Source organism: Bradyrhizobium sp. 23AC (assembly GCF_054863025.1).
The window spans coordinates 77,125-103,705 of the sequence record NZ_JAVAYN010000024.1 but is presented as its reverse complement, the minus strand read 5'-3'; the positions used below and the strand labels follow the sequence as shown (position 1 = coordinate 103,705).

The window sequence follows — 26,581 nt, the reverse complement described above, 5'->3', positions numbered from 1 at the left end:
TCATTCCGGGGCGCGCGCCTTGGCGCGAACCCATTGGGCCGGAGGGCCTGCTGCGCGATGGATTCCGGGTTCGCGACTTCGTCGCGCCCCGGAATGACAGTGGGTGGGTGGGGCCGCCGCTCGGCTGAACTGGCCAAAAAAGCCTGTGCATGGCTGGCCAGCCGTCCGAATTGCTTTGATTCGTCACGCGGCCGTGCTATCGACCCGCGTCAACCCCACCGATGGGCTCCGATTCTCAAGGCGATGCCGCAAGGTACGCCGAGGGCGGCGCTCATCCATTAGCATTTGCGGCAAGGCCGCAGGAAGGAGTTGGCAAATGGCCACGGTGCAACTTCAGGGCATCCGCGAAGCCTTTACGTTCGACGACGTGCTGCTGAAGCCGGGCCTGTCGGACGTCATGCCGGGCGAGGTCGACATCCGCTCGCGTGTCACCCGCGCCATTCCGCTCAACATCCCGATCATGGCCTCGGCCATGGACACCGTCACCGAGGCCCGCATGGCGATCGCCATGGCGCAGGCCGGCGGCCTCGGCGTCATCCACCGCAATTTCGATCCCGAAGGGCAGGCCGCGCAGGTGCGCCAGGTCAAGCGCTACGAGTCCGGCATGGTGGTGAACCCGCTCACCATCAGCCCCGAGGCCTCGCTCGAGGACGCGCTCAAGCTGATGAGCGACCACGGCATCTCCGGCATTCCCGTCGTCACCGGCGCCGGCAAGTCCACGCCGGGCAAGCTGGTCGGAATCCTCACCAACCGCGACGTGCGCTTTGCCACCGACCGCCGGCAAAAAGTCTCCGAACTGATGACGCATGAGGGCCTCGTCACGGTGCGCGAGAATGTCAGCCAGGACGAAGCGCGGCGGATGCTGCACCAGCATCGCATCGAGAAGCTGCTCGTGGTCGACGAGCAATATCGCTGCGTCGGCCTCATCACCGTCAAGGACATGGAGAAGGCGGTCGCCCATCCGCTCGCCTGCAAGGACGCGCAGGGGCGCCTGCGCGTCGCCGCCGCCACCACCGTCGGCGATACCGGCTTCGAGCGCACCGAGCGGCTGATCGATGCCGGCGTCGACCTCGTCGTCGTCGACACCGCGCACGGCCATTCCCGCCACGTGCTGCATGCCGTGAATCGCATCAAGCGTCTGTCCAATTCGGTGCAGGTCGTCGCCGGCAACGTTGCTACCACCGAGGGCACGCAGGCGCTGATCGATGCGGGCGCGGACTGCATCAAGGTCGGCATCGGTCCGGGCTCGATCTGCACCACGCGCATCGTCGCCGGCGTCGGCGTTCCCCAGCTCACCGCGATCATGGATGCGGTGGAAGCGGCGAAGAAGGCCGACATTCCCGTCATCGCCGACGGCGGCATCAAGTTCTCCGGCGACCTCGCCAAGGCGCTCGCCGCCGGCGCCGACATCGCGATGGTCGGCTCGCTGCTCGCCGGTACCGACGAGACGCCGGGCGAAGTGTTTTTGTGGCAGGGCCGTTCCTACAAGGCCTATCGCGGCATGGGCTCGGTCGGCGCGATGGCGCGCGGCTCGGCCGATCGCTACTTCCAGCAGGACATCAAGGACACGCTCAAGCTCGTGCCTGAAGGCATCGAGGGCCAGGTGCCTTACAAGGGCCCGGTCGGCAACGTCATGCACCAGCTCGCCGGCGGCCTTCGCGCCGCGATGGGCTATGTCGGCGCAAAGGACATGAAGGACCTGCACGACAAGGCCCAGTTCGTCCGCATCACCGGCGCCGGCCTGCGCGAAAGCCACGTCCACGACGTCACGATTACGCGCGAGAGCCCGAACTATCCGGGCGGGGGCTAGTCGCCGGTCTCGGCACCGCGCGAGCGCGTGGGTTTCGACGCGCTTGCCTCAAGGACGGTGTCATGCCCAGGCTTGACCGGGGCATCCAGTACGCCGCGGCTTCTCGGTTCAATTACGACTGTCTCTGGGATACTGGATCGCCCGATCAAGTCGGGCGATGACAGCGAGTGTGTGGCTCCGCCGCTTTTGTATTGACGCAGCTAGCTCCCTCCGCTTCCGTTCACGTCGAAAGATAATCGGAGGAAGCCATGTCCCAAGCAAAACGTATCGTTCTCGCCGCGCGTCCCGTCGGCGAGCCCAAATCATCTGATTTCCGCATCGAGGAATTCGCAGTCCCGACGCCTGCGGCGGGTGAAGTCCTGCTGCGCACGATCTGGCTGTCGCTCGATCCCTATATGCGCGGGCGCATGAGTGATGGTCCGTCCTATGCCGCGCCGGTGCCGGTTGGCGGCGTGATGGAGGGCGAGGCGGTCAGCGAGGTTGCGGCCTCCAACAATCCTGATTTCGCCAAGGGCGACATCGTCCGTGCACGAACCGGTTGGCAGTCTCACGCGACCTCGAATGGCAAGGGCCTGATCAAGGTCGATCCCAAGCTCGGTCCGATCTCGACCTCGATCGGCGTGCTCGGCATGCCCGGCATGACCGCCTACACGGGCCTGCTCGACATCGGCAATCCGCAAGCAGGCGAGACCGTCGTGGTCGCGGGGGCCTCCGGCGCAGTCGGCTCGGCCGTCGGTCAGATCGCCAAGATCAAGGGCGCACGCGCGGTCGGCATCGCCGGTGGCAAGGACAAGTGCGACTACGTGGTGAAGGAGCTGGGCTTCGATGCCTGCATCGATCACCGCGATCCCGATCTCGGCGCAAAACTGAAGGACGCTTGCCCTGGGGGTATCGACGTCTATTTCGAGAATGTCGGCGGCGCCGTGTTCGAGGCGGTGTTCCCGTTGCTCAATCCGTTCGCGCGCGTGCCGGTCTGCGGCCTGATCGCACACTACAACGACACCGAAGCCAAGCCGCCGAAATGGGCCGCGAGCATGATGCGCGCGACGCTGACCAAGCGGCTGACCTTCCGCGGCTTCATCGTCTCTGACTTCGCCTCCCGCCATGGCGACTTCCTGCGCGACATGTCGGGATGGGTCCGCGAGGGCAAGGTCAAATACAAGGAGTTCGTCACCGAGGGCTTGGACAGCGCGCCCGGTGCCTTCATGGGCCTCTTGAAGGGCGCCAATTTCGGCAAGCAGCTGGTCCGGGTCGGGCCGGACAAGGCCTAGGCATGATCCGGAAAAGTGCGAAGCGGTTTTCCGGAAAGATCATGCCCAAACAACAACCTAAAGCGCGATGACGATCTCATTCATCGCGCTTTAGGCGACAGGGCTGGGACTCACGTGGCTACAGAGCCACAGCCCTCCTGGGGATAGTTAAGAAAGAGTCACCAAATGGTCACACCTGCCCGCAAAAGCCGCAGGTGTGACCGGCTGTTCATTGACGGGACGGCGAAGGCATTGAATCATCGGGCATATTTTAGGTGCTGCGATGTTAGAGATCAGTGTTTTCTGCGTTATCCTGCTTGCCGCCGGCTATTGGCTGGCCATGTTCGTCATGGGCCGCCACGACGACGTCATTCATGGCAAGTTCGTCCATGTCGACGAGGAGGGCGATTTTGCTCGCCCCTCGATGCCGGCACCGCCCCCGCCATTCCCGAAGCGCCCGGTCAAGGCCGCGCAGCCTGTCAGGCAACCGCCCGCCAATGATCTCGCGGCCAAGCCGGTGAACAGCGAAGCGCTGCAATCCCTGCTCGCCGCGATCCAGCAGGACCTCAAGAGCGTCGCTTGAGCCGATCGGCGCGCCCTAATGCTCGCCGCCCATCTGGACGAGCAACTCCTCGATGTCGACATCGACCTGGCCCGCAGCCCTGACGTGGCGGACCTCGAAACTGTCGGGTCGGAAGCGATACTCGACCAGCCCGACTTCCTTGATCGCGATCCGGTCCTGGCGCTGATCGTTGATGACGAAGCCGGCCGACGGCGCCCAGACATGGCGGGTGTGGCGCCAGGTGAAGTCGCGCCGCTGGTGCACGTGGCCGCTGGCGATGAGGCGCAGGTCGATCGTTGCGAGCATCTCGATCAGCCGTGCCCGCGCCGGCTGCGGCACGTAGCGGATCGAGGTTTCTGGTGTCTCGGGATCGTCGGGCAGATTGAGAAACACCGGCTTGTGCAGGAACAGCGCGACCGGCCGGCCATTCGTGCGCGCGATCTCCTGCGACAGCCAGTCGAACTGCTCGGCCTCGAAGGCGAGCCCCGAGTTCATCACTAGCGAGTTGAGGCCAATGAAGCGCCAGCCGGCGGCCTCGAATGACCAATGGTCTTCGCCGATGAGGTCGCAGAATTGCCGGCGATGCGCTTCCGTGACCGGCGGCTTCGGCACCGGGCCGACCGCGGTCGGATTATCGCCGATGTCGTGATTGCCGGGGAGGTAGCGGCAGTCGACGGGCAGGGCGTCGTGCAGGTCTTTTGCGAAGACGACATCGTCCCGGCCGGTCGGCCCGTCGAAGGCGACATCGCCGGTGTTGATCACGAGATCGGGCCGGTTGCCGTCGATATGCTCGCTGATCGCCTGGAAGTTGGCGATCAGGCCGGGGAAGCGCCGGCCGAGATGGGTGTCGGAAATCTGCGTCAGGCGAAATTCGGACATGCGATCATCGTACCTGTGCTCGGGCGTCGGAACGATGACGGCGCGGGCATGGATCGCAACGAACAAAGTTTAAAGCACGCGGTACCGGATCGTGTAGGCGTCCTGCGGCGCGACGGTGTCGGCGAGCGGCGAGGCGATGCGGTCGGCGAGGTGCCAGGGGCCGAACTGCTCGGAGCGATGCGGCTCGGCGGGCAGACGGAGGCGGAATTCGAAAATGCCCTTGCCCGGCAGGTTCACGACCAGCACGCGGTCCGCGGTCCGATGGTTGAGCGCGACCGCGCCGCGCAGCAGCGCGCGGCCATCCGAGAGGTCACGCACGCCGTCGACCAGCGCCAGCGTCTGGTTGCGGTCGGTATGCAACTCGATCTGGCCGTCGGTCGCCGTGGTCAACGTTTCCCGGGGCATGCGGATCTCGAACTCGACCGCTGGCTTGGACGGGTTGAGGCCGAGATAGGCCGCCGCGGCATGGCGCATGTCGTAGGCGGCAAAGGCGAATAGGGCAGTCGCGGCCAGAGCAGTGAGGCCATGCCGGATGACGTCGCGCCAGGTTCGGTAGCTCATGCGGAAATAGACCGTCATCGCCAGCGCGACCGCGAGCGCCATCGCGATACCTGACAGGGCCGACATCAGGATACCGAGCCGGCCGTCGGCGGATTCGCTCCAAAGGCTGGACAGGGTGGTCATGGCGCCATCTCGCCTCTATCTCGCCTCGGGCCCCGAAAAGGGGCCGAAATCGCTTTAACTATCGGTGGTTGGTCGCAAGAGCGGGAACGCCGGTTCAACTGGTTGATTGTCAGGACGAGGAGCGGCGGCTAATGGACGGTCCGGCGCCGTCCGCCGGATGGGAAAGTTCCGATGTCCGTTCAAATGGTCTTGCTGCCGGTCTTCGTCCAGATCGGCCTCACCTTCGCGCTGTTGATCGGCATGGTTTTCGTGCGCCGCAAGACGCTGGTCTCCGGCGAGACCAGCATCCGCGACATTGCGCTCGGCGAGCCGAACTGGCCGAAGGGCGCCACGCAGATCGCCAATTGCTACCGCAACCAGTTCGAGCTGCCGATCCTGCTCTACGTCCTGATCGCGCTGGCGCTGCCCTTGCGCCATGCCGATCTCTTCATCGTGCTGATGTCCTGGGTGTTTGTGGTAACGCGCTTTGTCCATGCCGGCGTGTTCGTCTCCTCGAACGATCTCGGCCGGCGCTCCACGGTCTGGCTCGCCGGCGTCCTCGTGCTGCTGGCGATGTGGATCTACTTCGCGCTGAAAATGCTCTTGTTGATCTGACTCTTGCGAGTCCGATTTCATCTGAAAGATTCAAATGACCCCCGCTGCCCGGCTCTCCGCAGCCATCGAACTGATCGACACCATCGAGAAGGACCGCGTGCCCGCGGCCAAGGCGCTGAAGGAGTGGGGCACCGCGCACCGCTTTGCCGGCTCGGGCGACCGCGCCGCGATCGCCGGCCTCGTCTGGGACGTGCTGCGCCGCTACGCCTCGAGCGCGTTCCTGATGGAGTCCGACACCGCGCGTGCCAGGTTGATCGGCATGCTCCGGCTCGAGCGCGACATGGACACGGCCACCATGGGCGCCTTGTTCGACGGCAGCCGATTTGCGCCGGCGCCGCTGACCGAGGCTGAGCAGGCCGCGCTCGCCTCGCGGTCCCTGAAGGACGCGCCGGCTGCCATCGCCGGCGACTATCCCGAATGGCTGGATCCGCACCTGGCAAAAGTGTTCGGCGAGGACCGCGCCGCGGAGGCGGCCGCGATGGCGAGCCGGGCGCCGCTCGACCTGCGGGTCAACACGCTAAAATTCAATCGCGACAAGGCGCTGCAGTCGCTTGCTCATCTTCATGCGAAACCGACGCCTTGGTCGGCAACGGGCCTGCGCATCGCGCTTTCGGCCGATGCGCGCAACCCCGGGATCCAGGCCGAAGAGGATTTCATCAAGGGCGCCATCGAAGTGCAGGATGAGGGATCGCAGCTGGCGGCCCAGTTCACCGCGGCAAAGCCCGGCGAGCAGGTGATCGACCTCTGCGCCGGCGCCGGCGGCAAGACGCTGGCGCTCGCCGCCCTGATGCAGGGCAAGGGCCGGCTGATCGCGACCGACAGCGACAAGCGCCAGCTCGCGCCAATCCACGAACGGCTGTCGCGCGCCGGCGTCCATAATGCCGATGTTCGCACGCCCAAGGGCGAGGCCGATCCGCTGGTCGACATCCGCAGCACCGCCGACCTCGTCGTGATCGATGCGCCCTGCACGGGAACCGGAACCTGGCGCCGCAACCCCGACGCCAAATGGCGGATGCGCCCCGGCGCGCTGGAGATTCGCCTGCGTGACCAGGCCGAGGTGCTGGAGCGCGCGGTGCCGCTGGTGAAGCCGGGCGGCCGCATCGCCTACATCACCTGCTCGGTGCTGTCGGAAGAGAACGGCGAACAGGTGAGGGCGTTCGTCGCGCGCCATGGCGAGTTCGCGGCCGTGCCGCCCGAGCAGGCCGCGAGCGTGCTGTGGGACAAGGCGGAGGCGTTTGGCGAGGCCGCGCTGCAATCGCCCGAGGGCTGGCTGATGACGCCGCGGCGGACTGGGACGGACGGGTTCTTCGTCTCAATCCTGAAAAAGGTCTCGTAGGGTGGGCAAAGGCGCGAAAGCGCCGTGCCCACGACCTCTCCGTGGTTGCGATTGAAATGGTGGGCACGCTTCGCTTTGCCCACCCTACGGCACCGCAGCTGACGCGCCACAGTTCCCCCAAAACAAAAACCCCGCAGACCGGATCCCGGTCGCGGGGTTTTCTAACTTGACGTTCTGCCGGTACGTCCGTGGTCAGAACGGTGCGCGGGCGTTAGCCGACGCGGAGATTGTCAGCCGAGGACTTGCCGCTGCGACGATCGGCGACGATGTCGAACGAGACCTTCTGACCCTCGTTGAGGGAGGAGAGGCCGGCACGCTCGACGGCGCTGATGTGCACGAACACGTCCTTCTGGCCGTCGTCCGGCTGGATGAAACCATAACCCTTTTGGGTGTTGAACCACTTCACGGTGCCCATAGCCATGGGAATTTCCTTTAGTTAGTTAGAGAGGGTACGCACGTGGACCGGTACGCAGCATTGCGCCCATGGCCCTGTTCAGTCGATGTTTGGAGAAGTCATCTGAAGCGTGCGCGCCCGTCAGCAACGAAGCGAAGCGGCCCAGTCGTTCGGCCAAGTATCGATGATCACAATATAGCGAGAATTTGGGGCCAGTTCAAGGCACCACCCGCGAGCCGGCACGTCGCACGACTTTGCTATTTTGCGGTGCAAATTAACCGCCCGGCGGATCTCAGTCCACGATGAAAAGGGTCGCCCCGGTCTCGGTCGAGGACCGGTGCGCGGCGTCGCCGTAGTCCGAGACCTGGTAACTCATCCCTGCCGTGAGCTTGAATTTGCGCCCGTCGCGCAGCTCGCTGTCGAGCTCGCCCTTGAGCACGTAGAGCACGTGGCCGCGATCGCACCAATGGTCGGCCAAATAGCCCGGCGAATACTCGACCATCCGCACCCGGAGATCGCTGATGTTGAGCGTGCGCCACCTGGCTTGGCCGGTCTCACCGGGATGCGTGGTGGCCTCGACCTTGCTCCAGTCGGTGACGGTGAAGGGGGAGGCGGGGAGTTTCATGGGGGAATCCTATCTCAGAGCCGGCAGCGCCTCTGTTAGCGCACGCTGTCGCCCCGGTCTCCGTCCTTGCGAGCGAAGCGAAGCAATCTAGGAATATTTCCGCGGAAACAGCCTGGATTGCTTCGTCGCAAGAACTCCTCGCAATGACGCGTTTGAGGCACGTCCGCGCCTCACCTCCGGTGTCGTCGCCCGACTTGATCGGGCGATCCAGTATTCCAGAGGCAGCGCGGTGATGTGGAGGAGCCGCGGCGTACTGGATTCCCCGCTTTCGCGGGGAATGACAGCGGTGAGTGAGGCGCGCAGCGTCCGCACCCAACAAACTCGCTGCCCCGACAGCTACGCGCGCAGCCGTCACCCCACCAAATGGTTCGCCGAGCCCTGCACGATCAGGCCCGCCTCGTTCACCCGCAGATATTCGCAGATCTTCTTCCCGCGCTCGTTGGCGTAGAACACCACGACGCTATCCGGGCTGACGAACAATTCGATCAGCGAAAAATGCAGCTCCGGCAGCAGCCCAAGCGCCTTGCCCCAATAGGCGCGCAAAGCGTCCTTGCCCCGCACGGTGCCGCTGGCATCGAACCCCAGCGCCGGAATGCGGTCCGAGGTCATCACGGCGGCCTCGTCATAGAGCGCGAGCACGCGTTCGAGATCGCGCGCGTTCCAGGCCTCGACCCAGGTCCGGCCGAGCGCGGCAAGCGATGATGGCTGGTGGTGCTGTGACATGGCGTTCTCCCTGATCGGCCGCTGTTTGTAGAGCGGATCAAATTAGGTCAATGATACTTACCTAAATCTGCCTTGTCCATGCCCAAAGAAGAATGTGGGCGCGCGGCCCGCGTGGTTGCGGGAAAAGCCCCCGTCGCGTATCTGCTGGCCATGACAGCAGCACAGAACGACCGCTCCGCGTCGACGCCCTCGGTGGCCTCGGCGCACGACAAGATTCTCATCGTCGACTTCGGCAGCCAGGTGACGCAGCTGATCGCGCGTCGCGTGCGCGAGGACGGCGTCTATTGCGAGATCGTCCCGTTCAACAAGGCCGAAGCCGCCTTCAATGAGATGAAGCCGAAGGCGGTGATCCTCTCGGGCGGCCCCGAGTCGGTCCACGAGGCCGGCTCGCCTCGCGCCCCGCAAGCGATCTTCGATTCCGGCGTGCCGGTGATGGGCATCTGCTACGGCCAGATGACCATGGCGGCCCAGTTAGGGGGCGAGGTCGAGGGCGGCCATCACCGCGAATTCGGCCGCGCCGATGTCGAGGTCAAGGCGCCGAGCAAGCTGTTCGAGGACGTCTGGTCATCAGGCGGCAAGAACCAGGTCTGGATGAGCCATGGCGACCGCATCACCAAGATGCCGCCGGGCTTCTCCGTCGCCGGCACCTCGCCCAACGCGCCGTTCGCGATCATCCAGGACGAGAAGCGCAAATATTACGGCCTGATGTTCCACCCTGAAGTGGTGCACACGCCCGACGGCGCAAAACTCATCCGCAACTTCGTGCGCAAGATCGCAGGGCTCACCGGCGACTGGACCATGCGCGCCTTCCGCGAGGAGGAGATCGCCAAGATCCGCAGCCAAGTCGGCAAGGGCAAGGTGATCTGCGGCCTCTCCGGCGGCGTCGATTCAGCCGTTGCCGCCGTGCTGATCCACGAAGCCATCGGCGAGCAGCTGACGTGCGTGTTCGTCGACCATGGCCTGTTGCGGCTCGACGAAGCCAAGACCGTGGTCGACCTGTTCCGCCACCACTACAACATCCCGCTCGTGCACGTGGATGCCTCGAAGCAATTCTTGGGCGAGCTCGAAGGCGTCACCGATCCCGAAACCAAGCGCAAGACCATTGGCCGCCTCTTCATCGAGGTGTTCGAGCAGGAAGCCAAGAAGATCGGCGGCGCCGACTTCCTGGCGCAGGGCACGCTCTATCCTGACGTGATCGAGAGCGTCTCCTTCACCGGCGGACCTTCAGTCACCATCAAGTCGCACCACAATGTCGGCGGTCTGCCCGAGCGCATGAACATGAAGCTCGTCGAGCCCCTGCGCGAGCTGTTCAAGGACGAGGTGCGCAAGCTCGGCCGCGAGCTGGGGCTCCCCGAAATCTTCGTCGGCCGCCACCCGTTCCCGGGCCCGGGCCTCGCCATCCGCTGCCCCGGCGACATCACCCGCGACAAGCTCGACATCCTGCGCAAGGCCGATGCCGTCTACATCGACCAGATCCGCAAGCACGGCCTCTACGACGAGATCTGGCAGGCCTTTGCCGTGCTGCTCCCGGTGAAGACGGTCGGCGTCATGGGCGACGGCCGCACATACGATTATGTGGTTGGCCTGCGCGCCGTCACCTCCACCGACGGCATGACCGCGGACTTCTACCAGTTCGACATGAAGTTCTTAGGGGAGACCGCCACGCGCATCATCAACGAGGTGAAGGGCGTGAACCGGGTGGTGTACGACGTGACCAGCAAGCCGCCTGGGACGATTGAGTGGGAGTGATTCAGTCCACGCCGGCGACGTTCGCGATCTATTGACCGTACCCGCCTCAAATGGCGGCTAAGTGTCTTAAGCAGAGCGGCCAAATCTGACCGTCGGCTTGCCATCGCCGATCGCGAAGACCTGGCGCATTCCGTCTGCGGATTGGGCGATCAGGGCGTCACGTTCTTGTTGGACACCTCGTTTTCCAATTCGCCGATTGCTCCTCCCTCAAGGCCAGGGATGCTCGCCCTTCCAGGCAGGCGCACTGCAAACGCCGCCTAGTCCAAGGGCCGGCCGAATTCACCGGCGAGGGTTGGCGGATTCAGGCGATTGGCTGACCGCCGCTCGACCGCTTCAGCCTCTTCGCTGTCGGAGATCGTCACGAATAACGTAACGCCTTCGAGCGCCTGCGCCCGCTCGGCCCGCAGATGGGCGAGCGCATCGACCATCGCGTCAATGAGGTGGTCGTAATAGACGTTGAAATCTTTGTTCGAATTGGCGCTCGCTGCGGTGAGGTCGCGATTGATGTCCGCAAAATGATCGTCGCCAAAAATCTCGTACCGCCACTCGGCGGGGGCCCAGCGTACATAGGCCGAGTATTCCGGGGTCATGTCTTCAATCTCGGTCTCGGAGGCGCGTTTCTCGGCATACCCCTCCTCGGTATTGGCGCAGAGCCCAACGCTCATGCCATCATCTGCCGTCTGAAGACAGATCGCGTAGAGGCGCTGCCCTTTGAGTAACGAAGTCAACGCGTCAACCGTTGCGATTGTCGCTGCGCGAAGCTTCTCTACTTTTGCGTTCCAGTCCACGTGCGCTTCCTTTCGATCATGGCCCCACCGCGCGGCTGGTTTTCAAAGCCCAACCCAATGAGGGCGGAGCGTCAGGCCACTTGCATCAATGTTTGGATGCCGCGATCCCGCTCGTTGAAGAAGACGTAGATCTGCGCCTTATCGTGGGCGAGACCTGAGGCGTCGAGCTGTCCGACAAACAGCAGCGGCGCGTCGCCGTGGAACGGCCAGGACGGCGACTGGAGCCACTTTGGTGGCTTTTTAAGATATCGGAAGTCTTTGGCGATCTTGTCCTTCGCGAAGGCGAGCTTCTCTCGTTTTCCGCCTAACGTCTCGAAACCCGCGATAAGCGCCTTGACGTAAGATTCCGGCGGCGAAAGCCAGGCCGGTGAAGCATCCAGAACCAGTTCGTAGTTCTTGAGACTGGACGTATCGATCTCGTGTTCGATGCCGAGCGATGTCAGCAGCTTCGACAGTGCGTCCCGCAGGTTGAGGTCGGTCGCAGGATCCGAGACGTTCTGATCCATGATGTACAGGAACAGGTTGCTCTCGTTGGTGTAGGGCGGAATGGACGCATCCTGCTCCAGAAGCTCCTGCAACGCCTTGTCGTGCAGGAGCTGCGCGTAGAAGTCGGACAGGGGTACGCGCCCCTCCAGGTACTCGATGATCTTTTCTGCAGGGGCCATTTGCCATTTCTTGGATGTCGGTGAAGATCGAGGTCTGCGTGCTGCTTATGCGTGATCTCCCCCGAATTCACCAGCGAGCGTCGGCTTCCCGAATAATGCGACTCCACAACTTGCAAATACTTGCCCATCCTCGATCCTACATCCCCGGCCGCGACCGATCATCGCCGGGTGGAGCGATGCCGAGCCTATTGGGGCCGGCGCGCCTGGCCCCCGGTAGTCAGGAAACCTGCCACCAGCTTGGACGATGTCGCCAAGAAGTTCATCTCTTCGTTCAAGGTATTGAACTAGCCCGTAGGATGGGTGACCACAGCGAAACCCATCGCGCTCGCGAATTTATCGCGGCGCCAACCCCGCGCCGTTTTGAAGCGCCAGCAGCCCGACGCAGAAGATCGCTGCGCCGACCACCAGCACCACCGGCACCAGATACGGCGACGAGATGACTTCGAGCGCCGGAAATGCCTTGTCCGAAACAAACCGCCTGTAAGCTACCCAACCGGTTGCGACGAGGGGCGTCAGGGCGACGATGATGTAGAGCGCCCCGAGGATCCAGCCGAAGGCCGTCAGGTCCTTGGATCGGGTGGCCTCTCCTGCGAAGCCAAGCGCGGCAATTGAAATGAAGGCACTCAGCGCGCTGACGAGAAGCTCGGCGGCGAGGACGACGATCGAGACAGTTACATTCATTCCTGGATTCCGTTTGAGAATGGACTTCCTCGAGAAGTCACCCGTGATTCATCCTGTGCGTGCAGCCTCGTAGCATCGGTATCCAGGTAACGCCAGCGCAAGCGGGCTCTGCCGGCGGCGGGCGCAGCAACCCCGGTTGAAGTCCGCGAGGTCGAGGATGTAGCGCTCGAAGTTCGGCGCGCGCTCGCGCGCTCAAAGTGTGCAGCGGAACCCATCGTGCCACGGCGACGCGATCTTAATATAAGGCTTGACTTATATAAGCCTATGCCGATATTCCTCCCGAAATCAAAAGGGAGGACCGGGATGGAGATCGACGTTGCCAGGGTGTTGGGACTTGTCACGCGTTCGGTGCGCAATTTCGAGAAGGATGGGAGGGCCGCCAGTGCGGTCACCTTGACGCGGCTCTACGACACCAGCGTCGACGATCTCTGGGACGCGCTGACGAGCAGCGAACGCATCCCGCGCTGGTTTCTGCCGGTGGAGGGAGATCTCCAGCTCGGCGGACGGTATCAGCTCAAGGGCAACGCGGGCGGCACCATCACGTCCTGTGAGCCGCCTACCCATTTCGCGGCGACGTGGGAATTTGCGGGCGCGGTCAGCTGGATCGACGTCACGCTGGCGGCAGAACGGAGCCAGGCGCGCTTGACGCTTGAGCACAGCGCGATCATCGAGGATCATTGGAATCAGTTCGGTCCGGGTGCGGTCGGCATCGGTTGGGACCTCGCCATTGCCGGGCTCGAGCGATACGTTGCGACGGGGGCATCGGTCGACCACGAGACGGCCGAGGCGTGGATGGGCTCGCCCGAGGGCAAGGAATTCATGACCGGGAGCGGTGAGTATTGGCGCGCAGCGCATGTCGCGAGCGGGGTGGATGCGGCCTCGGCGAAGCAGCGCTCGGACCGGACCATTGCCTTCTATCGCGGCGAGATGCCGCCTGACATCGCGCACCCCGGCACAGGAAGCTGATGCACGTCTTCGAAGTCCTCGCCGATCCCGTGCGCCGACGCATCCTCGAACTGCTCGCCCCGGGAGAGATGGCCTCCGGGGAAGTCGTGGCGGCGATCGGCGCCGAATTCGGCATCACGCAAGCCGCCGTGTCGCAGCATCTGAAGGTGCTGCGCGAGAGCGGCTTTGCGACCGTTCGGGCCGAAGCGCAAAGACGCCTCTACTCGGTCGACGTCGCCGGACTTCAGGCGGTGGATGCGTGGGTCGGGCGGTTCAGGACTTTCTGGGAGCCGAAGCTGGACGCGCTGGCGACGGAGATCGCGCGCGGCAAGCGGGAGCGGCGCAATGCACCGCTGACCAAGCGGAGCGGCAAGAGGGCCTGAGAGCTGTGCCGAACCCAAGCGCCTCACTCGCGCGCCTCCTGCCAATGTGGGTAGGTGACATAGGCGGTGACGGCGCCTTGCTCGTGCGAGCGGATGGTGACCTTCTCGCCCTTGGGCATGTAGACGATCTCGCCGGGTCCGGCGGTGACGGTGCCGGCTGCACTCGATACTGACAGCTTGCCCTCGAGCACGAGCATGACATCGTCCACGGTGAGCTTTTCATCGAGGCTCTGGTTCGGCGCATAGCGGCCGTATCCGATGGTGATCGGGCCGCCGTGGCGCTGGTCGATCACATTGCCAGCAAAGATGTCTCCGTTCTGCCCGGGCGAGCGCTCGAACGGCGCGTCCGCCACGGCAAACTTGCGAACCTTCATGGGAATCCTTCCGTTCTGCGCCCGAGTTGACGGGGTTGGAACGGTAGACGCCTGAGGCCGGTGTTTGTTCAACGTCGCCGCGGGGCGGTTTGACGCAGCGCTCGCAGCGCCGTCCATCAGCGGCGCGATGTGCAGATTGTCGCAGCTGCGCGTACAGGATCGGAGTCTCAGCAATGACACAGTCGTGACAAGACGACATTCTTTAGACCCATTCAATTTCGTTTCCTCGTCTCGGTGTGCCCATAAGCCCGCATCTGATTTTTTGCTCACCGGGGATTGGAATGCTGAGTTTGAATGCCGTGAGGCATGGTTTTCTCGCGACCTGCAGTTTGTTTGTGTTGGATGCAGGCCTTGACGGCAAGTGTTACGCTCAATCTCAGCTACCGCCAGTGACAGTCGATGCTCCAAAGCCGCAGCAAGCCCGCCGCGCGCAGTCCGCGCGGCCCGGTGCCGCAAGCGACATGCGACGATCGGTGCGGCGCCCGAATCCGCGCAGGGAGGCGCAGATTGCTGCAGCAGCTCCGGTGTCGGCCACGACTCTCCAGAGTGCGATCGGTCCGGTCCAGGGCTTCGTCGCAACGCGCAGCGCCACCGGCACCAAGACGAATACGCCGCTGATCGAGACGCCGCAGTCCGTCTCGGTCGTGACGCAGGACCAGATCCGCGACACCAGCGCACGAACCGTCGGCGAGGCGCTGGCCTACACTGCCGGCGTACAGACGCAGCCATACGGCTTCGACCCGCGTTATGATCAGTTTCTGATCCGGGGATTTGCGGCCAACCAGTACGGCAACTATCGGGACGGCTTGCGGCAGGGCAACGGCTCGTTCGCCTATTTCCGCAACGAGCCCTATGGCGCCGAGCGTATCGAGGTGATGCGCGGTCCGTCGTCGGTGCTGTACGGCGCCAATGAAGCCGGTGGCCTGGTGAACTATGTGAGCAAGATGCCGCTCGACAAGCGGCTCAACGAGGTTGGCCTCGATATCGGCAATTTCGATCGCTATCAGGGACGTTTCGACTTCAGCGGACCGAGCCTTGATAACGACAAGCTGCTCTATCGCTTCACCGGGCTGGTGCGCGACAGCGGTACGCAGATTCCCGGGACGTGGGACGACCGCGTGTTTTTCGCCCCGAGCGTGACCGCCAAGCTGAGCGAGGATACGACGCTGACCGTGCTGGCCGAGTACGAGCGCAGCAAGACGTCGATGTGGCCGTATTACCTTCGCAACCCGGTGACCGGCGTGGTCACCAATATTCGTCTCGGCGACCCCGCATTCGACGCGCTCACGCAGTGGCAGGCCTCGGTCGGTTACAGGCTCGAGCATCGCTTCAACGAGGCGCTGGCGTTCCGGCAGCATGTCCGGCTCGGACATGTGTCGTTCGAGGGCAACATGGTCGATGCGCTCAGTCTCTCGCCTGACGGCCGCACGCTCAACCGCTACGCGGCGACCTTCCGGGAGCGGCTCAACACGTTCAACGTCGACAACCAGATCGAGGCCAAGCTGGCCACCGGTCCGATCAAGCATACGGTCCTCGGGGGTGTTGATTATTTCCGGCAAAGCACGACGCTGGACTATTATGCCGGCCTGGCGCCGTCGCTCGATCTGACCAATCCGGTTTACGGCAGTTCGGCGCCGACGATGCCCCTGGGGCTCATGAGCACCAACAGCCAGACGCTGGGCCAGGTCGGGCTTTACGCACAAGACCAGATGGCGTGGGGCGGCTGGCGGCTGACCATCGGCGGCCGGCAGGACTTTGCCGAGCTCTCGAACCGCAACGACCTGACGGGTGTGACGAGCAACAGCGAGCCCAGCAAGTTCACCGGCCGCGCCGGATTGTTGTATCTGTTCGAGTCGGGGCTTGCTCCCTATGTGAACTATGCGACATCGTTTCTGCCGCTGACCGGCACGACGGCACCCCAGCGCGGCGGCACACCATTCGCGGCAACGACGGGTGAATCGTTCGAAGCCGGTATCAAGTATCAGCCGCTAGGCTGGAACAGTTACTTCACCGCGACCTGGTTCAACCTGACCAAGGACAACGTGTTGACCATCGATCCGGCCTTTCCGACTTTTTCGGTGCAGACCGGTCAGGTTCGTTCGCGCGGCGCCGAGCTCGAGGCCGTGCTGTCCCTGGCCGAGGGTCTCAAAGGTGTCGCGTCCTACAGCTATACCGATGCCACCGTGACGCGCAGCAATGGCCTTGATCTCGGCAAGGTGCCGATCGGCGTGCCGTTGCAGCAGGCGGCGATCTTCCTCGATTACACTTGGCAGAATGGCCTGCTTGCAGGCTTTGGCGTCGGTGCCGGTGCGCGATGGATCGGGCAGACCTGGGCGGACGAGGTCAATACGATCAGGAATCCCGCGATCACGGCGTTTGATGCGGGCGTGCATTACGACTATCGCGGCATGCGCTTGGCTCTGAATGCGCGCAATCTGTCGGATGAGCGTGTTCCAATTTGCAATGGCGGGACCTGCGCGTTCACACAGGGACGGACGGTGCTGGGGAGCGCAACGGCGCGGTGGTGAGCCGGGCTGGCGCTGCCGCCGATCTGATCGGCGCGCAGGGACCCGGCGCAAACGTCGGATCTCCGCCACGTTCGGCCGTGATACGACATCCGCATCGTCCTCTCCGGAGCCAGCCTGCATGTCCACCGCGATCGCCCCCAGCCAACAGCCCGCAACCGCCGCCGAGACCGACCCCGAGACCGTCGGCTGGATGAAGGGCTTTCCGCCGGCGCCGGACCGCACCATCACCTTCCAGAACGGCTCGTTCCGCAGCTTTCCCGAGCTGCGCTGGGCCTGGAGCAATGTCCGGCAGCTGGTGCCGACGGTGAACGTCTGGCGCGGGGCAGGGCCGGCCTCGCCGTTGCCGCGCGAGGACCACGACATCGGCGCGGTCGCATCGACCACGATGGACGGTCGCCCCATGACGTTCGCAAAGATGCTGGAGGAGACTTATGCGGACGGCATCGCGGTGCTGCATCGGGGCAAGCTGATCTATGAGCGCTATTTCGGCGCGCTGAAGCCGCACAAGCCGCACATCGGAATGTCGGTGACGAAGTCCTTCACCGGCGTGCTCGCCGGCATCCTGGTCGCCGAGGGCAGGATCGATCCGCAGGCACCCGTCACGGAGTACGTGCCGGAGCTGAAGGCCAGCGCGTTCGGCGACGCGCGCGTGCACGAGGTCATGGATATGACCACGGGGCTCGCATACACCGAAGTCTACACCGACAAGAATTCCGCCGTGTGGGGCTTGCGGCGCGCTAACGGCATGGCGCCGATCGAACCTGATTATGACGGCCCGACCACCATTTTCGATTTCCTCGTGGCGCAGAAGAAGCAGGGCGAGCACGGCAAGGTCTTTGCGTACAAGACCGTCAACACCGACGTGCTGGCCTGGATTATCAGGCGAGCCAGCGGCATGACGCTGTCCGATTTTCTGTCCGAGCGCATCTGGATCCACATGGGTGCGGAGGAGGATGCATATTATCACGTCGACCGCATCGGCACCGAAAGTGGCGGCGGCGGCCTCTCCACCAGCTTGCGCGACCTCGCCCGCTTCGGCGAGACCATGCGCAACCATGGCCGCTTCAACGGTCGCCAGATCGTGCCTTCATCCGTGGTCGAGGACATCGCGCGCGGCGGCGACCCCGAAAAGTTCAAGCCCGCGGGCTACACCACCTTGCCCGGCGCCTCCTACCGCAACCAATGGTGGGTCAGCCACAACGCCCACGGTGCCTACATGGCGCGCGGCGTTTACGGCCAGGGCATCTATGTCGATCCCAAGGCCGAGATGGTGATCGCGCGCTACGCATCGCACCCCGTCGCGGGCAACGCCGCCAACGATCCCGTGACGCTGCCGGCTTATATGGCGTTGGCGAAGGCGCTGATGGCGGGCGGGTAGGCTGCGCCACACACTCGCTGTCATCGCCCGATTCAATCGGGCGATCCAGTATTCCAGAGACGATCGTGGCTGAACCGAGAGGCCGCGGCGTACTCGGTCGCCCGGTCGAGCCGGGCGACGACAGTGCGCGCAAACCGCAAGATCGGTCGAGCGCGTCACGGCCGTCTGCGACTAGATGGAGCCGCCACGGAGGAGGGACGATGAAGGCGGCGCTGCAAAACTATCAGGACCGGATGCGACGGGTGCTGGATCATATCGACCGGCATCTCGACGATGATCTGGACCTGGACGGGTTAAGCGCTGTTGCCGCGTTCTCGAAGTTTCATTTCCACCGGCAATTCACCGCGACCTTCGGGTTGTCAGTGCATCGCTATGTCCAGTTGGCCCGCATGAAGCGCGCTTCGCATCGGCTGGCCTACGGTAAAGCCCAAAGCGTCACTGATATTGCGATGGATGCCGGTTACGATACGCCGGACTCCTTCGCCCGCGCCTTTCGGCAACGGTTCGGGCAATCGCCGTCGTCGTTCCGGAAGTCTCCCGACTGGGAGCCGTGGCTTGCGGCCTTCGGGCCTCTAGACAATGCGAGGAACAAGCTCATGAAGACCTTTAGCAGTGACGATGTGACGATACGCGAGGTGCCCGCCACGCGGGTGGCGATCATGGAGCATCGAGGCGACCCGGCGACGCTCGGCGCCACCATCCAGCGGTTCATCGCCTGGCGCAGGGCCGCCGGCCTGCACCCCAGGACAAGCCCGACCTTCAACGTCTGGCGTTCCGAGCGGCGTCCTGCATCGCCCGCCCATTACAGCGTGGACCTTTGTGTCGGCACCGAGCAGCCGATCGAGGCGAATGGCGAAGAGATCAAGGCCGGCGAGATCCCCGGCGGACGCTGCGCCGTGCTGCGAATCGTCGGCTACACCGACAATCTGGAGTCCGCCGCGCTTTACCTCTATCGCGACTGGCTTCCGGCCAGCGGCGAGGAAGCCCGCGACTTCCCGATCTATTGCCAGCGGCTGAGCTTCTTCCCGGAAGTGCCCGAGCATGAGACCGTCGCGGATCTGTTTTTGCCGCTGAAATAGCACTGCTAGGACCCTATCGTGCCGCGACGGCCGCTGGATCCGGCAACGACCGTCAGTCGTCGCCTTCGTGATCCAGATCTGGAGACCACGCCGGCGGGGGAGTTCACGCAGGGGGCCGAGCGGGCTCACAATACTCGATCAGCAATTCCGTGAGGACCCGTATCTTCCGCGCGGGATGCTGACCCGGTGGGCGGATCACATATGCACCCGCCGGAGGCGGGGGATATCGTGTCATGACCGGCACAAGCGCTCCGGAGGCGACATATTCGCGGGTGAGGCTGTCGGGAAGATAGGCGATTCCGAGTCCTGCCGTTGCGGCCGAGACCAGAGCTGTGCCGTTGTCGGCCTTGAAGCGCCCCTGCGGACGAACCGTGACGATCTTGTCGCCATCCATGAGCTGCCACGCTTCGGTACTCTGCATGAGGGCCTCGTGGGCGAGGAGTTCCTCCGGCGATTCAGGCTCCCCATGGGCCTTGATGTAGTCCGGGCTCGCGACAAGCTTTCCATAGACGGCGCCGACGCGTCTTGCGATCAAATTGGAGTCCTGAAGATAACCAACCCGTATCGCACAATCATAACCCTCCGTGACGAGATCGACGAAGCGATCGCTGTAGCAGGTGTGGATCTGGAGCTGGGGATGACGTCGGGCCATTTCCGACAGGATGGGAGCGAAGTGAGTCGGGCCGAAGGAAAACGGCACTGCAACCCGCAAGCGGCCGCGCAGCTCTCCAGCGGGTAGGATCGCCTCCCTCGCTGCATCGATCTCGGCGCTGACTCTGGCTGCATAATCGCGGAAGGTAACGCCGGCTTCCGTGAGCGCAGCCCCGCGGGTCGTTCGTGCAAGGAGTTGGACGCCAAGTTCCTCTTCAAGCCGGAGGAGCCGACGACTGACGATCGATTTGGCGACGCCCAGCCGAAGCGCGGCGGATGAGATTCCCCCGGTATCAGCGACTTCGACGAACGTCTGTATCTCTTCGATATCCAATTCAGCGTTCCTCATTCCGCGACACAGCGTGCCGCAATGCGACACTACCGCATCGCACTCGGGAACACCAATCTCGGCGTTGGCTACGTCGCTGCTGGCGTACGTCTTTAAAAAACCAGTGCCGCTCACAACGGCAATAGAGGATGCAACGATGAACTTTCGTAACGGCCTTGCTTCGCTTCTTCGTCCCGAAGACTCGGTACTCGTTCTGATCGACCACCAGCCTTACCAGCTCGCGAACGTGAACAGCCACGAACCGCAGATGGTGATCAACAATACGACAGGTCTGGCCAAGGCCGCGAAGGCCTTCGGTGTCCCCACGATCCTGACCACGGTGATCGCTGAGCGGGGTGGTCTCCTGTTCCCTCAGATCACGGATGTCTTTCCTGGCCAGGACGTGATCGACCGGACGTTCATCAACACCTGGCAGGACCGAAAGGTGGTGGACGCAGTCAAGGCCACGGGCCGCAAGCAGCTCATCATCGCGGGCCTGTGGACCGAAATTTGCGTTGCGATGCCGGCGATTCAGGCCCTCGGCGAAGGCTGGGATGTAACGGTGATCACCGATGCCTCTGGCGCCGTGTCAGTGGAGGCCCACGAGGTCGCAATTCAGCGGATGATTGCGGCGGGGGCGAATATGATGACCTGGCTGGCGCTGGCGGCCGAATGGCAGCGCGATTGGGCTCGGACCGATCAGGCTGCCGCGCTGACGGAGGTGATTACGCAGCATGCCGGCGGTAGCGGCATCGCATTCCTGTGGGAGCAGCAGCTGCTCAACACGCCTGTTCCCGGCAACGCAGGATGATCTGAGCGAGGGTGCGAAGGTCTCGCCAGCGGCTGCGCGAAAGCAAAGGCCGCTGGCGTCATCAAGCAACTCTTGCCCGTCGCGCTGGGGAGCGCGGTGGGGCGGGTGGATTGCGTGTCCGCTAGTCCCCTACGAGCCCCGCGACATCTTCTCGTACTTCTTCACCAGCCGCTCGCGCTTCAGCCGCGACAGCCGCTGGATCCAGAACATCCCGTCGAGCTGGTCGATCTCGTGCTGGTGGCACACGGCACGCAGGCCGTCCGACTCCTCGCTCTGCAATTTGCCGTCGATATCGTGGTAGCTGATCCGCACCCGGGCGTGGCGCTGCACCTCGTCATTGACGCCGGGCATCGAGACGCTGCCCTCGCGGTGCAGGATCATCTCGGGTGACGTCCATTCAATGACCGGATTGACGTAGGTGAGGGCGCCACTTTTGGCGTCGAGCTCGAGCACGACGACGCGCAAGGGCACGCCGATATGCGGCGCGGTGATGCCGATGCCGGGGGCGGCGCGCGTGGTGTCGAGCAGGTCGGCTGCAAGCTCGCGCAAGCCGTCGTCGAATGTGGTGACCGGGCGTGCCGGCATCGCGAGCCGGCGATCGGGGTAACGGACGATGGGGCGGATGGTCATGCAGGGCTCCTACCACTCACGGAGGGTTGAAGCACGCCGTTCTTGACGACCTACCAACTGGAAGGTAGTTAACCTGCCATGACCAAGATTTCCTCGACCGCCGACGACATTCTGGACTGCGCCCGTACGCTGATCATTGCAGGCGGCTACAACGGCTTCAGTTACGCCGATGTGGCCGAGATCGTCGGCATCCGCAAACCGAGCATTCACCACCATTTCGCCAGCAAGGTCGATCTGGTCCGCACCCTCGTGTCGCGATATCGCGAGGAGGCCCAGGCGGGGCTGGCAGCCATGGAGCGCAACGTCCCGGACCCCGGCGAGCAGCTCAAGAGCTATGTCGCGTATTGGGAAGCGTGCATCAAGGACGCGACCGCTCCCTTCTGTGTTTGCGCGCTGCTCGCCAGCGAGCTTCCGATCCTGCCCGAGGAAGTCGCGCTCGAGGTCCGGGCTCACTTCCGCTCCGTGGCGTCGTGGCTGACATCGGTGATGGAGCGCGGCAAGCGGCAAGGGCGGCTTCAGCTCTCCGGCACGGCTCGGATCGAGGCTGAAGGCTTCATGGCGACCGTTCACGGCGCGATGCTGTCGGCGCGGGCCTATGGCGATCCAAAGATGTTTGGGGTCATCGCCCGGCCGCTGCTGGATCGGCTTTCCCCAAGGCACTGACGCAACCGGCACCGCTGCAATCGATCTGAATGGCGAGACGATTTCGTTTCGCAAGAAATCTACCAACTAGTAGGTAAGGAAAGAAAATGAGAAATCTTGAGAGGGCGTCGGATACGTCCGACCGTGCGCAATGGCTGAAGCAATACTATTTCCTTCGTGCCGCGTTTTCGGTTGCCTGGGTCATTGCCGCCTTTGCCGCCGCGCCGTCGTCTGCGGCGATCGCGGGAACGTTGCTCGTCGCCTATCCGGCATGGGACGCCGCGGCCAATTATCTCGATGCGTTCTGCAGCGGCGGATTGAACCAAAACCGCATCCAGGCCCTGAACGTGCTGGTCAGCCTGGCGACCACCATCGCGGTCATCCTCGCCTTGCGGGTGAGCATGAACTGGGTGCTCGGGATCTTCGGCGCGTGGGCGATCCTTGCCGGATTGCTTCAGCTCGGCACGGCGGTCCGGCGCTGGAGGAGCTACGGCGCGCAATGGGCGATGGTGCTCAGCGGAGGCCAGTCGGCGCTGGCAGGCGGCTTCTTCATCGTTCAGGCCGCGATGCCCGCAATCCCGTCGATCGCGAACGTCGCGGGCTACGCTGCGGTCGGCGCGCTGTACTTCCTTGTCTCGGCGGTCTGGCTCACCGTCGGCACGTGGCGCCGTGGTGCGGCGCTGTGAGACGTCACGCCGGATAGGGCGTGCCGTCCTTGTGCAGGAATCGGCCGTCGGATGCCGGGCTCATCATGTCGACGTCGGAGCAGGTGATGAGGTCGTCGGGTGAGCGCGAGCCGATTTCGAGATAGACGGCCGTTGCATCCGACCGGTTGACCATGTGATGGCCGTTGCCGCTAGCCTTCGGGAAGGCGGCGCAGTCGCCCGCTCGAAGCACGGTTTCGCCACCGTCCTCGATCAGGGTCAGCTCGCCTTCGAGCACATAGACGAGCTCGTCCTCGTGCGAATGCCAGTGCCGCTGGCTCGACCAGTTGCCCGGCGGCAGGCGCATCAGATTGACCCCGAAATCCCTCAGGCCCCCGGCATCGCCGAGCCGCTGGCGGATGCGATCAGAGCAAGGCGCATTGAAGGGCGCCGGATAACCGGAGCCCTTGCGCGTTGGCACGGCAGCGATGTCGATCTTTGGCATGGATGCGTCCCTGGAGTTGGCGATATGGGATGGGGAGAGCGTGCCGCGATGGAGAGCGAATACGGCCACGGACCTCGCCGCAATTGCGCGGCGAACCCTGGATCGCGACGTCACGATCGCGGGGGTAGGCGGGATCTGGAAGAGCGGGATGATGGCAGGGTGCCGGTGTTTTGCCCGACGAGTCAAATGGCGTCATGGGTGTTGCAAATCGTCTGCCTCGTAAGTCATTGATCCGACAGCGCCCGGCTACTGTGCATGGGGTTGTTTTTCGACTTTGTGCTGGCAGCTCACAAAAGCGTGCGGCAAAAATGACGTTCCATTGTCGGCCAGCACTGTTCCCATTCGTCTTCCACGTGAGACAGACCTGACGGGAGACCGAAATGACTTCTTCCAACTATCGCTGGGTGATCGTCGCCGCGGGCGGCCTGCTCGGCTGCGTGGCGATCGGCGGCATGTTTTCGCTGCCGGTGTTCCTGCAGCCGATCGCCAAGGACACCGGCTGGTCGGTGACCGGCATCTCCAGCGCGATGACGATCGGCTTTTTGGCGATGGCCTTCACCAGCATGGGCTGGGGCACGCTGTCCGACAGGTTCGGGCCGCTGCCGGTCGTGCTGACGGGATCGACGGTGCTGGCGCTCAGCCTGTTCGCGGCGAGCCATGCGACCTCCCTGATCGTGTTCCAGTTCGTGTTCGGCCTTCTGGTCGGCGCCTCCTGTGCGGCGATCTTCGCGCCGATGATGGCGACCGTGACCGGCTGGTTCGATACCCATCGCAGTCTTGCCGTGTCGCTGGTGTCGGCCGGCATGGGCGTGGCGCCGATGACGATGGCGCCGCTCGCCGCCTGGCTCGTCTCGAACCATGACTGGCGCACCTCGATGCAGATCATCGCGCTCGTCGTCGGCGCCATCATGATTCCGGTCTCGTTCCTGGTGCGCCGCCCGCCAGCGCTAGCGCAGGCCGTGGTCGCACCAACGGGCGAGCGGGCCGCGCAGAGCGAGATGTCGATGGGTGAGGCGCTGCGCTCGCCGCAATTCCTCATCCTGCTCGCGACCAACTTCTTCTGCTGCGCCACCCATTCCGGTCCGATCATCCACACCGTCAGCTATGCCGTGAGCTGCGGCATCCCGCTGGTCGCGGCGGTGACGATCTACAGCATCGAGGGTTTTGCCGGTCTCGGCGGGCGCATCGCCTTCGGCCTGATGGGCGACCGCTTCGGGGCCAAGCGCGTGCTGGTCTCGGGGCTGCTGCTCCAGGCGTTCGGCGCGCTCGCCTACGTCTTCGCCCATCAGCTCGCGACCTTCTACGCCGTCGGCGCCGTGTTCGGCTTCATCTATGCCGGCACCATGCCGCTCTACGCCGTGCTGATCCGCGAGAACTTTCCGCTGCGGATGATGGGCACGGTGATCGGCGGCACCGCGATGGCCGGCAGCCTCGGCATGGCGACGGGCCCGCTCGCCGGCGGCCTGATCTACGACGCCTTCTCCAGCTACGCCTGGCTCTACATCGCTTCCTGGGCGATGGGCCTGGGTGCCTTCCTGATGGCGATGAATTTCAGGCCGTTCGCGAAGCCGCAAGGCGAGGTGGCGCCGGCGGCGGCGTAGGTTCGACATCGAGGCGCAAGGTCAGAGCTGCGCCTCGATCGCGAACTTGTCGATCACCGACCAGACCTGCCGGATCTTGTCGTTGCCGAATTCGTAGAACACGTTCTCGCAAAACGACACGCGCCTTCCGTTGACGGCAAGCCCAAGGAACGTCCCGACCGGCGTGCAATCGAACTTCAGTCGTGCCGCGATGCGGGGTGGATCGATGATGAGCATCTCGATGTGGAATTGCAGGTCGGGTATCTCCCGAAAATCCTGCTCGAGCATCGCGCGATAGCCGGAGAGCCCGAGCGGCCGCGAATTGTGGGCGACCTCCTCATGCACGAACTGGCCGAGCGCCGGCCAATCCTGCCGGTTCAGGCAGGCGATGTAGGCACGATAGATGCCGGCGAGCTCTTCTTTCTCCATACTGGCTCCTTCCGGTTCACGCGCGCCGCCGCAGATGCTCGATCAGCGCGCGCAGCTTCGGTGCGACGTTGCGGCGGCTCGGGTAGTAGAGATAGAATCCGGCGAAGCGGGGGCAATAGTCCTCCAGGATCGGCACCAGCTCGCCGCGCGTGATCGCGGGGCGAAAGCTCGCCTCCATGCCGAAGGTGATGCCGGCGCCGGCCACCGCCAGCTTGATCATCAGCGCCATGTCGTTGGTCGTGATCTCGGGCGCGACCGCGACGCTGAACTCCTTGCCGCCGTCGGCAAACTCCCAGCGATAGGGGACAACATTCGGCGCCGGACGCCAGCCGATACAGCGAAAGGACGCAAGCTCGGACGGATGCGAGGGCACGCCGAAGCGGTCGCGGAAATCCGGCGCGCAGACGGCGAGCTGGCGTTCCTCCCCGGCGATCGGCACCGCAATCATGTCCTGCTCGATGACCTCGCCAAGGCGGACGCCGGCGTCATAGCCGGCGGCGACGATGTCGAATTCCGCATCCGTCACGGTGATGTCGAGCTGCACCTCCGGGTTCGCCTCGGTGAAGGCCGCAAGGAAGGGCCCCGAGAGAAAATGCTCGGCGATCGAGGAGACGGCGAGGCGTAGCAATCCGCGCGGCCGCCCGCGCAGCGCCTCGGTGCCGTCGAGCGCGGCGCGCATGTCCGCGATCGCAGGCCCGACCTCCGCATGCAGCCGCTCGCCGGCCTCGGTCAGGCTGACGCTGCGCGTGGTGCGCTGGACCAGCGCGATGCCGAGCGTTTCCTCCAGCCGCCGGATCGTCTGGCTCACCGCCGAGCGGGTTACGCCGAGACGGTCGGCGGCGGCGCGAAAATTCCGCTCTTCGGCGACCAGCGCAAAGACGGCGAGGGCGTTGAGGTCTGGTTCCATCGGTTAGCGTAGCTTGTCAGTGTGGTT

Annotated in this window: 29 protein-coding genes; 15 read left to right on the top strand and 14 right to left on the bottom strand. The window is 64.1% G+C overall.

Annotated features, from left to right (window positions below):
* Positions 1-316: 316 nt before the first annotated feature.
* The 3 genes from guaB to RAD10_RS36280 all read left to right on the top strand — a co-directional run bounded on the left by guaB (position 317) and on the right by RAD10_RS36280 (position 3,643).
* A complete protein-coding gene (gene guaB / locus RAD10_RS36290; RefSeq protein ID WP_461621197.1) occupies positions 317-1,810 on the top strand; it encodes an IMP dehydrogenase in 1,494 nt (497 codons plus the stop codon).
* A 248-nt stretch (positions 1,811-2,058) separates the two neighbouring features.
* Complete coding sequence (locus RAD10_RS36285; RefSeq protein ID WP_461621196.1) at positions 2,059-3,081, top strand: NADP-dependent oxidoreductase; 1,023 nt, start codon at positions 2,059-2,061, stop codon at positions 3,079-3,081.
* A gap of 262 nt (positions 3,082-3,343) precedes the next feature.
* Positions 3,344-3,643 (top strand): hypothetical protein, encoded by a 300-nt coding sequence (locus RAD10_RS36280; protein ID WP_461621195.1) that lies wholly within the window; start codon positions 3,344-3,346, stop codon positions 3,641-3,643.
* Between the two features lie 15 nt (positions 3,644-3,658).
* On the opposite strand, the gene RAD10_RS36275 is transcribed toward RAD10_RS36280, so the two are convergent.
* Both RAD10_RS36275 and RAD10_RS36270 read right to left on the bottom strand, forming a co-directional pair.
* Positions 3,659-4,501 (bottom strand): metallophosphoesterase family protein, encoded by an 843-nt coding sequence (locus RAD10_RS36275; protein ID WP_461621194.1) that lies wholly within the window; start codon positions 4,499-4,501, stop codon positions 3,659-3,661.
* A 69-nt stretch (positions 4,502-4,570) separates the two neighbouring features.
* Positions 4,571-5,185 carry an acriflavin resistance protein gene (locus tag RAD10_RS36270; protein ID WP_461621193.1) on the bottom strand — a complete coding sequence of 205 codons (615 nt, stop codon included), beginning with the start codon at positions 5,183-5,185 and terminating at the stop codon, positions 4,571-4,573.
* A 171-nt stretch (positions 5,186-5,356) separates the two neighbouring features.
* On the opposite strand from RAD10_RS36270, the gene RAD10_RS36265 reads away from it, so the two are divergent.
* Both RAD10_RS36265 and RAD10_RS36260 read left to right on the top strand, forming a co-directional pair.
* Complete coding sequence (locus tag RAD10_RS36265) at positions 5,357-5,779, top strand: MAPEG family protein (protein WP_461621192.1); 423 nt, start codon at positions 5,357-5,359, stop codon at positions 5,777-5,779.
* A gap of 34 nt (positions 5,780-5,813) precedes the next feature.
* Positions 5,814-7,115, top strand: coding sequence for an RsmB/NOP family class I SAM-dependent RNA methyltransferase (locus tag RAD10_RS36260; RefSeq protein ID WP_461621191.1), 1,302 nt, complete (start codon positions 5,814-5,816; stop codon positions 7,113-7,115).
* 211 nt (positions 7,116-7,326) lie between these two features.
* On the opposite strand, the gene RAD10_RS36255 is transcribed toward RAD10_RS36260, so the two are convergent.
* The 3 genes from RAD10_RS36255 to RAD10_RS36245 form a co-directional block, all read right to left on the bottom strand.
* A complete protein-coding gene (locus RAD10_RS36255; RefSeq protein ID WP_008141931.1) occupies positions 7,327-7,536 on the bottom strand; it encodes a cold-shock protein in 210 nt (69 codons plus the stop codon).
* 265 nt (positions 7,537-7,801) lie between these two features.
* On the bottom strand, positions 7,802-8,134 hold the full coding sequence (locus tag RAD10_RS36250; protein ID WP_461621190.1) for a DHCW motif cupin fold protein: 333 nt from the start codon (positions 8,132-8,134) through the stop codon (positions 7,802-7,804).
* A gap of 351 nt (positions 8,135-8,485) precedes the next feature.
* Positions 8,486-8,857: a nuclear transport factor 2 family protein gene (locus tag RAD10_RS36245; RefSeq protein WP_461621189.1), complete on the bottom strand. Its 372-nt coding sequence runs from the start codon at positions 8,855-8,857 to the stop codon at positions 8,486-8,488.
* A gap of 150 nt (positions 8,858-9,007) precedes the next feature.
* On the opposite strand from RAD10_RS36245, the gene guaA reads away from it, so the two are divergent.
* Positions 9,008-10,606: a glutamine-hydrolyzing GMP synthase gene (gene guaA / locus RAD10_RS36240; protein ID WP_461621188.1), complete on the top strand. Its 1,599-nt coding sequence runs from the start codon at positions 9,008-9,010 to the stop codon at positions 10,604-10,606.
* A 257-nt stretch (positions 10,607-10,863) separates the two neighbouring features.
* On the opposite strand, the gene RAD10_RS36235 is transcribed toward guaA, so the two are convergent.
* The 3 genes from RAD10_RS36235 to RAD10_RS36225 all read right to left on the bottom strand — a co-directional run bounded on the left by RAD10_RS36235 (position 10,864) and on the right by RAD10_RS36225 (position 12,740).
* A complete protein-coding gene (locus tag RAD10_RS36235) occupies positions 10,864-11,394 on the bottom strand; it encodes a DUF4303 domain-containing protein (protein ID WP_461621187.1) in 531 nt (176 codons plus the stop codon).
* 71 nt (positions 11,395-11,465) lie between these two features.
* Entirely contained in the window at positions 11,466-12,059 is a 594-nt protein-coding gene (locus RAD10_RS36230; protein ID WP_461621186.1) for a hypothetical protein, read from the bottom strand.
* 333 nt (positions 12,060-12,392) lie between these two features.
* Positions 12,393-12,740 (bottom strand): hypothetical protein, encoded by a 348-nt coding sequence (locus tag RAD10_RS36225; RefSeq protein ID WP_461621185.1) that lies wholly within the window; start codon positions 12,738-12,740, stop codon positions 12,393-12,395.
* A gap of 303 nt (positions 12,741-13,043) precedes the next feature.
* Between RAD10_RS36225 and RAD10_RS36220 the strand changes: the two genes are divergently transcribed.
* Both RAD10_RS36220 and RAD10_RS36215 read left to right on the top strand, forming a co-directional pair.
* The gene (locus RAD10_RS36220; RefSeq protein ID WP_461621184.1) at positions 13,044-13,706 is read left to right on the top strand and encodes an SRPBCC family protein; all 663 of its coding nucleotides are present in this window, start codon (positions 13,044-13,046) and stop codon (positions 13,704-13,706) included.
* A complete protein-coding gene (locus RAD10_RS36215; RefSeq protein WP_461621183.1) occupies positions 13,706-14,068 on the top strand; it encodes an ArsR/SmtB family transcription factor in 363 nt (120 codons plus the stop codon). Before RAD10_RS36220 ends, RAD10_RS36215 begins: the two co-directional genes overlap by 1 nt.
* A 23-nt stretch (positions 14,069-14,091) precedes the next feature.
* Here the strand turns inward: RAD10_RS36215 and RAD10_RS36210 are convergent, their stop codons facing one another.
* Positions 14,092-14,442: an AraC family ligand binding domain-containing protein gene (locus RAD10_RS36210; RefSeq protein WP_461621182.1), complete on the bottom strand. Its 351-nt coding sequence runs from the start codon at positions 14,440-14,442 to the stop codon at positions 14,092-14,094.
* 524 nt (positions 14,443-14,966) lie between these two features.
* Between RAD10_RS36210 and RAD10_RS36205 the strand changes: the two genes are divergently transcribed.
* The 3 genes from RAD10_RS36205 to RAD10_RS36195 all read left to right on the top strand — a co-directional run bounded on the left by RAD10_RS36205 (position 14,967) and on the right by RAD10_RS36195 (position 19,427).
* Positions 14,967-16,970 (top strand): TonB-dependent siderophore receptor, encoded by a 2,004-nt coding sequence (locus tag RAD10_RS36205; RefSeq protein WP_461621181.1) that lies wholly within the window; start codon positions 14,967-14,969, stop codon positions 16,968-16,970.
* A 118-nt stretch (positions 16,971-17,088) separates the two neighbouring features.
* Complete coding sequence (locus RAD10_RS36200; RefSeq protein ID WP_461621180.1) at positions 17,089-18,348, top strand: serine hydrolase domain-containing protein; 1,260 nt, start codon at positions 17,089-17,091, stop codon at positions 18,346-18,348.
* Between the two features lie 200 nt (positions 18,349-18,548).
* Positions 18,549-19,427, top strand: coding sequence for an AraC family transcriptional regulator (locus RAD10_RS36195; protein ID WP_461621179.1), 879 nt, complete (start codon positions 18,549-18,551; stop codon positions 19,425-19,427).
* Positions 19,428-19,530: 103 nt separating this feature from the next.
* On the opposite strand, the gene RAD10_RS36190 is transcribed toward RAD10_RS36195, so the two are convergent.
* Positions 19,531-20,412 (bottom strand): LysR family transcriptional regulator, encoded by an 882-nt coding sequence (locus RAD10_RS36190; protein WP_461621178.1) that lies wholly within the window; start codon positions 20,410-20,412, stop codon positions 19,531-19,533.
* Positions 20,413-20,563: 151 nt separating this feature from the next.
* On the opposite strand from RAD10_RS36190, the gene RAD10_RS36185 reads away from it, so the two are divergent.
* Positions 20,564-21,217: a hydrolase gene (locus RAD10_RS36185; protein WP_018317650.1), complete on the top strand. Its 654-nt coding sequence runs from the start codon at positions 20,564-20,566 to the stop codon at positions 21,215-21,217.
* Positions 21,218-21,346: 129 nt separating this feature from the next.
* Here the strand turns inward: RAD10_RS36185 and RAD10_RS36180 are convergent, their stop codons facing one another.
* Positions 21,347-21,847: a peptide deformylase gene (locus tag RAD10_RS36180; protein WP_461621177.1), complete on the bottom strand. Its 501-nt coding sequence runs from the start codon at positions 21,845-21,847 to the stop codon at positions 21,347-21,349.
* A 78-nt stretch (positions 21,848-21,925) separates the two neighbouring features.
* Here RAD10_RS36180 and RAD10_RS36175 point away from each other — a divergent pair, with 78 nt between their 5' ends.
* Together RAD10_RS36175 and RAD10_RS36170 are read left to right on the top strand one after the other, a co-directional pair.
* Positions 21,926-22,510 carry a TetR/AcrR family transcriptional regulator gene (locus RAD10_RS36175; protein ID WP_461621176.1) on the top strand — a complete coding sequence of 195 codons (585 nt, stop codon included), beginning with the start codon at positions 21,926-21,928 and terminating at the stop codon, positions 22,508-22,510.
* Positions 22,511-22,596: 86 nt separating this feature from the next.
* Positions 22,597-23,175, top strand: coding sequence for a DUF308 domain-containing protein (locus RAD10_RS36170; RefSeq protein WP_461621175.1), 579 nt, complete (start codon positions 22,597-22,599; stop codon positions 23,173-23,175).
* 4 nt (positions 23,176-23,179) lie between these two features.
* Here the strand turns inward: RAD10_RS36170 and RAD10_RS36165 are convergent, their stop codons facing one another.
* Positions 23,180-23,638, bottom strand: a complete 459-nt coding sequence (locus tag RAD10_RS36165; protein ID WP_461621174.1) for a cupin domain-containing protein — start codon at positions 23,636-23,638, stop codon at positions 23,180-23,182.
* A gap of 380 nt (positions 23,639-24,018) precedes the next feature.
* Between RAD10_RS36165 and RAD10_RS36160 the strand changes: the two genes are divergently transcribed.
* On the top strand, positions 24,019-25,239 hold the full coding sequence (locus RAD10_RS36160; protein WP_461621173.1) for an MFS transporter: 1,221 nt from the start codon (positions 24,019-24,021) through the stop codon (positions 25,237-25,239).
* Between the two features lie 21 nt (positions 25,240-25,260).
* Here RAD10_RS36160 and RAD10_RS36155 read toward each other — a convergent pair whose 3' ends face one another.
* Both RAD10_RS36155 and RAD10_RS36150 read right to left on the bottom strand, forming a co-directional pair.
* The gene (locus RAD10_RS36155) at positions 25,261-25,647 is read right to left on the bottom strand and encodes an ester cyclase (protein ID WP_461621172.1); all 387 of its coding nucleotides are present in this window, start codon (positions 25,645-25,647) and stop codon (positions 25,261-25,263) included.
* Positions 25,648-25,663: 16 nt separating this feature from the next.
* A complete protein-coding gene (locus tag RAD10_RS36150; RefSeq protein ID WP_461621171.1) occupies positions 25,664-26,554 on the bottom strand; it encodes a LysR family transcriptional regulator in 891 nt (296 codons plus the stop codon).
* Positions 26,555-26,581: the final 27 nt, after the last annotated feature.

What these genes read in the sequence shown, in the direction of transcription:
- RAD10_RS36260 (WP_461621191.1), top strand. Translation starts at nt 5,814, where the DNA reads ATGACCCCCGCTGCCCGGCTCTCCGCAGCCATCGAACTGATCGACACC.
- RAD10_RS36215 (WP_461621183.1), top strand. Translation starts at nt 13,706, where the DNA reads ATGCACGTCTTCGAAGTCCTCGCCGATCCCGTGCGCCGACGCATCCTC.
- RAD10_RS36195 (WP_461621179.1), top strand. Translation starts at nt 18,549, where the DNA reads ATGAAGGCGGCGCTGCAAAACTATCAGGACCGGATGCGACGGGTGCTG.
- RAD10_RS36280 (WP_461621195.1), top strand. Translation starts at nt 3,344, where the DNA reads ATGTTAGAGATCAGTGTTTTCTGCGTTATCCTGCTTGCCGCCGGCTAT.
- RAD10_RS36250 (WP_461621190.1), bottom strand. Translation starts at nt 8,134, where the DNA reads ATGAAACTCCCCGCCTCCCCCTTCACCGTCACCGACTGGAGCAAGGTC.
- RAD10_RS36180 (WP_461621177.1), bottom strand. Translation starts at nt 21,847, where the DNA reads ATGACCATCCGCCCCATCGTCCGTTACCCCGATCGCCGGCTCGCGATG.
- RAD10_RS36170 (WP_461621175.1), top strand. Translation starts at nt 22,597, where the DNA reads ATGAGAAATCTTGAGAGGGCGTCGGATACGTCCGACCGTGCGCAATGG.
- guaA (WP_461621188.1), top strand. Translation starts at nt 9,008, where the DNA reads ATGACAGCAGCACAGAACGACCGCTCCGCGTCGACGCCCTCGGTGGCC.
- RAD10_RS36245 (WP_461621189.1), bottom strand. Translation starts at nt 8,857, where the DNA reads ATGTCACAGCACCACCAGCCATCATCGCTTGCCGCGCTCGGCCGGACC.
- RAD10_RS36160 (WP_461621173.1), top strand. Translation starts at nt 24,019, where the DNA reads ATGACTTCTTCCAACTATCGCTGGGTGATCGTCGCCGCGGGCGGCCTG.
- RAD10_RS36225 (WP_461621185.1), bottom strand. Translation starts at nt 12,740, where the DNA reads ATGAATGTAACTGTCTCGATCGTCGTCCTCGCCGCCGAGCTTCTCGTC.
- RAD10_RS36150 (WP_461621171.1), bottom strand. Translation starts at nt 26,554, where the DNA reads ATGGAACCAGACCTCAACGCCCTCGCCGTCTTTGCGCTGGTCGCCGAA.
- RAD10_RS36155 (WP_461621172.1), bottom strand. Translation starts at nt 25,647, where the DNA reads ATGGAGAAAGAAGAGCTCGCCGGCATCTATCGTGCCTACATCGCCTGC.
- RAD10_RS36230 (WP_461621186.1), bottom strand. Translation starts at nt 12,059, where the DNA reads ATGGCCCCTGCAGAAAAGATCATCGAGTACCTGGAGGGGCGCGTACCC.
- RAD10_RS36185 (WP_018317650.1), top strand. Translation starts at nt 20,564, where the DNA reads ATGAACTTTCGTAACGGCCTTGCTTCGCTTCTTCGTCCCGAAGACTCG.
- RAD10_RS36165 (WP_461621174.1), bottom strand. Translation starts at nt 23,638, where the DNA reads ATGCCAAAGATCGACATCGCTGCCGTGCCAACGCGCAAGGGCTCCGGT.
- RAD10_RS36275 (WP_461621194.1), bottom strand. Translation starts at nt 4,501, where the DNA reads ATGTCCGAATTTCGCCTGACGCAGATTTCCGACACCCATCTCGGCCGG.
- RAD10_RS36220 (WP_461621184.1), top strand. Translation starts at nt 13,044, where the DNA reads ATGGAGATCGACGTTGCCAGGGTGTTGGGACTTGTCACGCGTTCGGTG.
- RAD10_RS36285 (WP_461621196.1), top strand. Translation starts at nt 2,059, where the DNA reads ATGTCCCAAGCAAAACGTATCGTTCTCGCCGCGCGTCCCGTCGGCGAG.
- RAD10_RS36175 (WP_461621176.1), top strand. Translation starts at nt 21,926, where the DNA reads ATGACCAAGATTTCCTCGACCGCCGACGACATTCTGGACTGCGCCCGT.
- RAD10_RS36200 (WP_461621180.1), top strand. Translation starts at nt 17,089, where the DNA reads ATGTCCACCGCGATCGCCCCCAGCCAACAGCCCGCAACCGCCGCCGAG.
- RAD10_RS36255 (WP_008141931.1), bottom strand. Translation starts at nt 7,536, where the DNA reads ATGGCTATGGGCACCGTGAAGTGGTTCAACACCCAAAAGGGTTATGGT.
- RAD10_RS36265 (WP_461621192.1), top strand. Translation starts at nt 5,357, where the DNA reads ATGTCCGTTCAAATGGTCTTGCTGCCGGTCTTCGTCCAGATCGGCCTC.
- RAD10_RS36210 (WP_461621182.1), bottom strand. Translation starts at nt 14,442, where the DNA reads ATGAAGGTTCGCAAGTTTGCCGTGGCGGACGCGCCGTTCGAGCGCTCG.
- RAD10_RS36270 (WP_461621193.1), bottom strand. Translation starts at nt 5,185, where the DNA reads ATGACCACCCTGTCCAGCCTTTGGAGCGAATCCGCCGACGGCCGGCTC.
- guaB (WP_461621197.1), top strand. Translation starts at nt 317, where the DNA reads ATGGCCACGGTGCAACTTCAGGGCATCCGCGAAGCCTTTACGTTCGAC.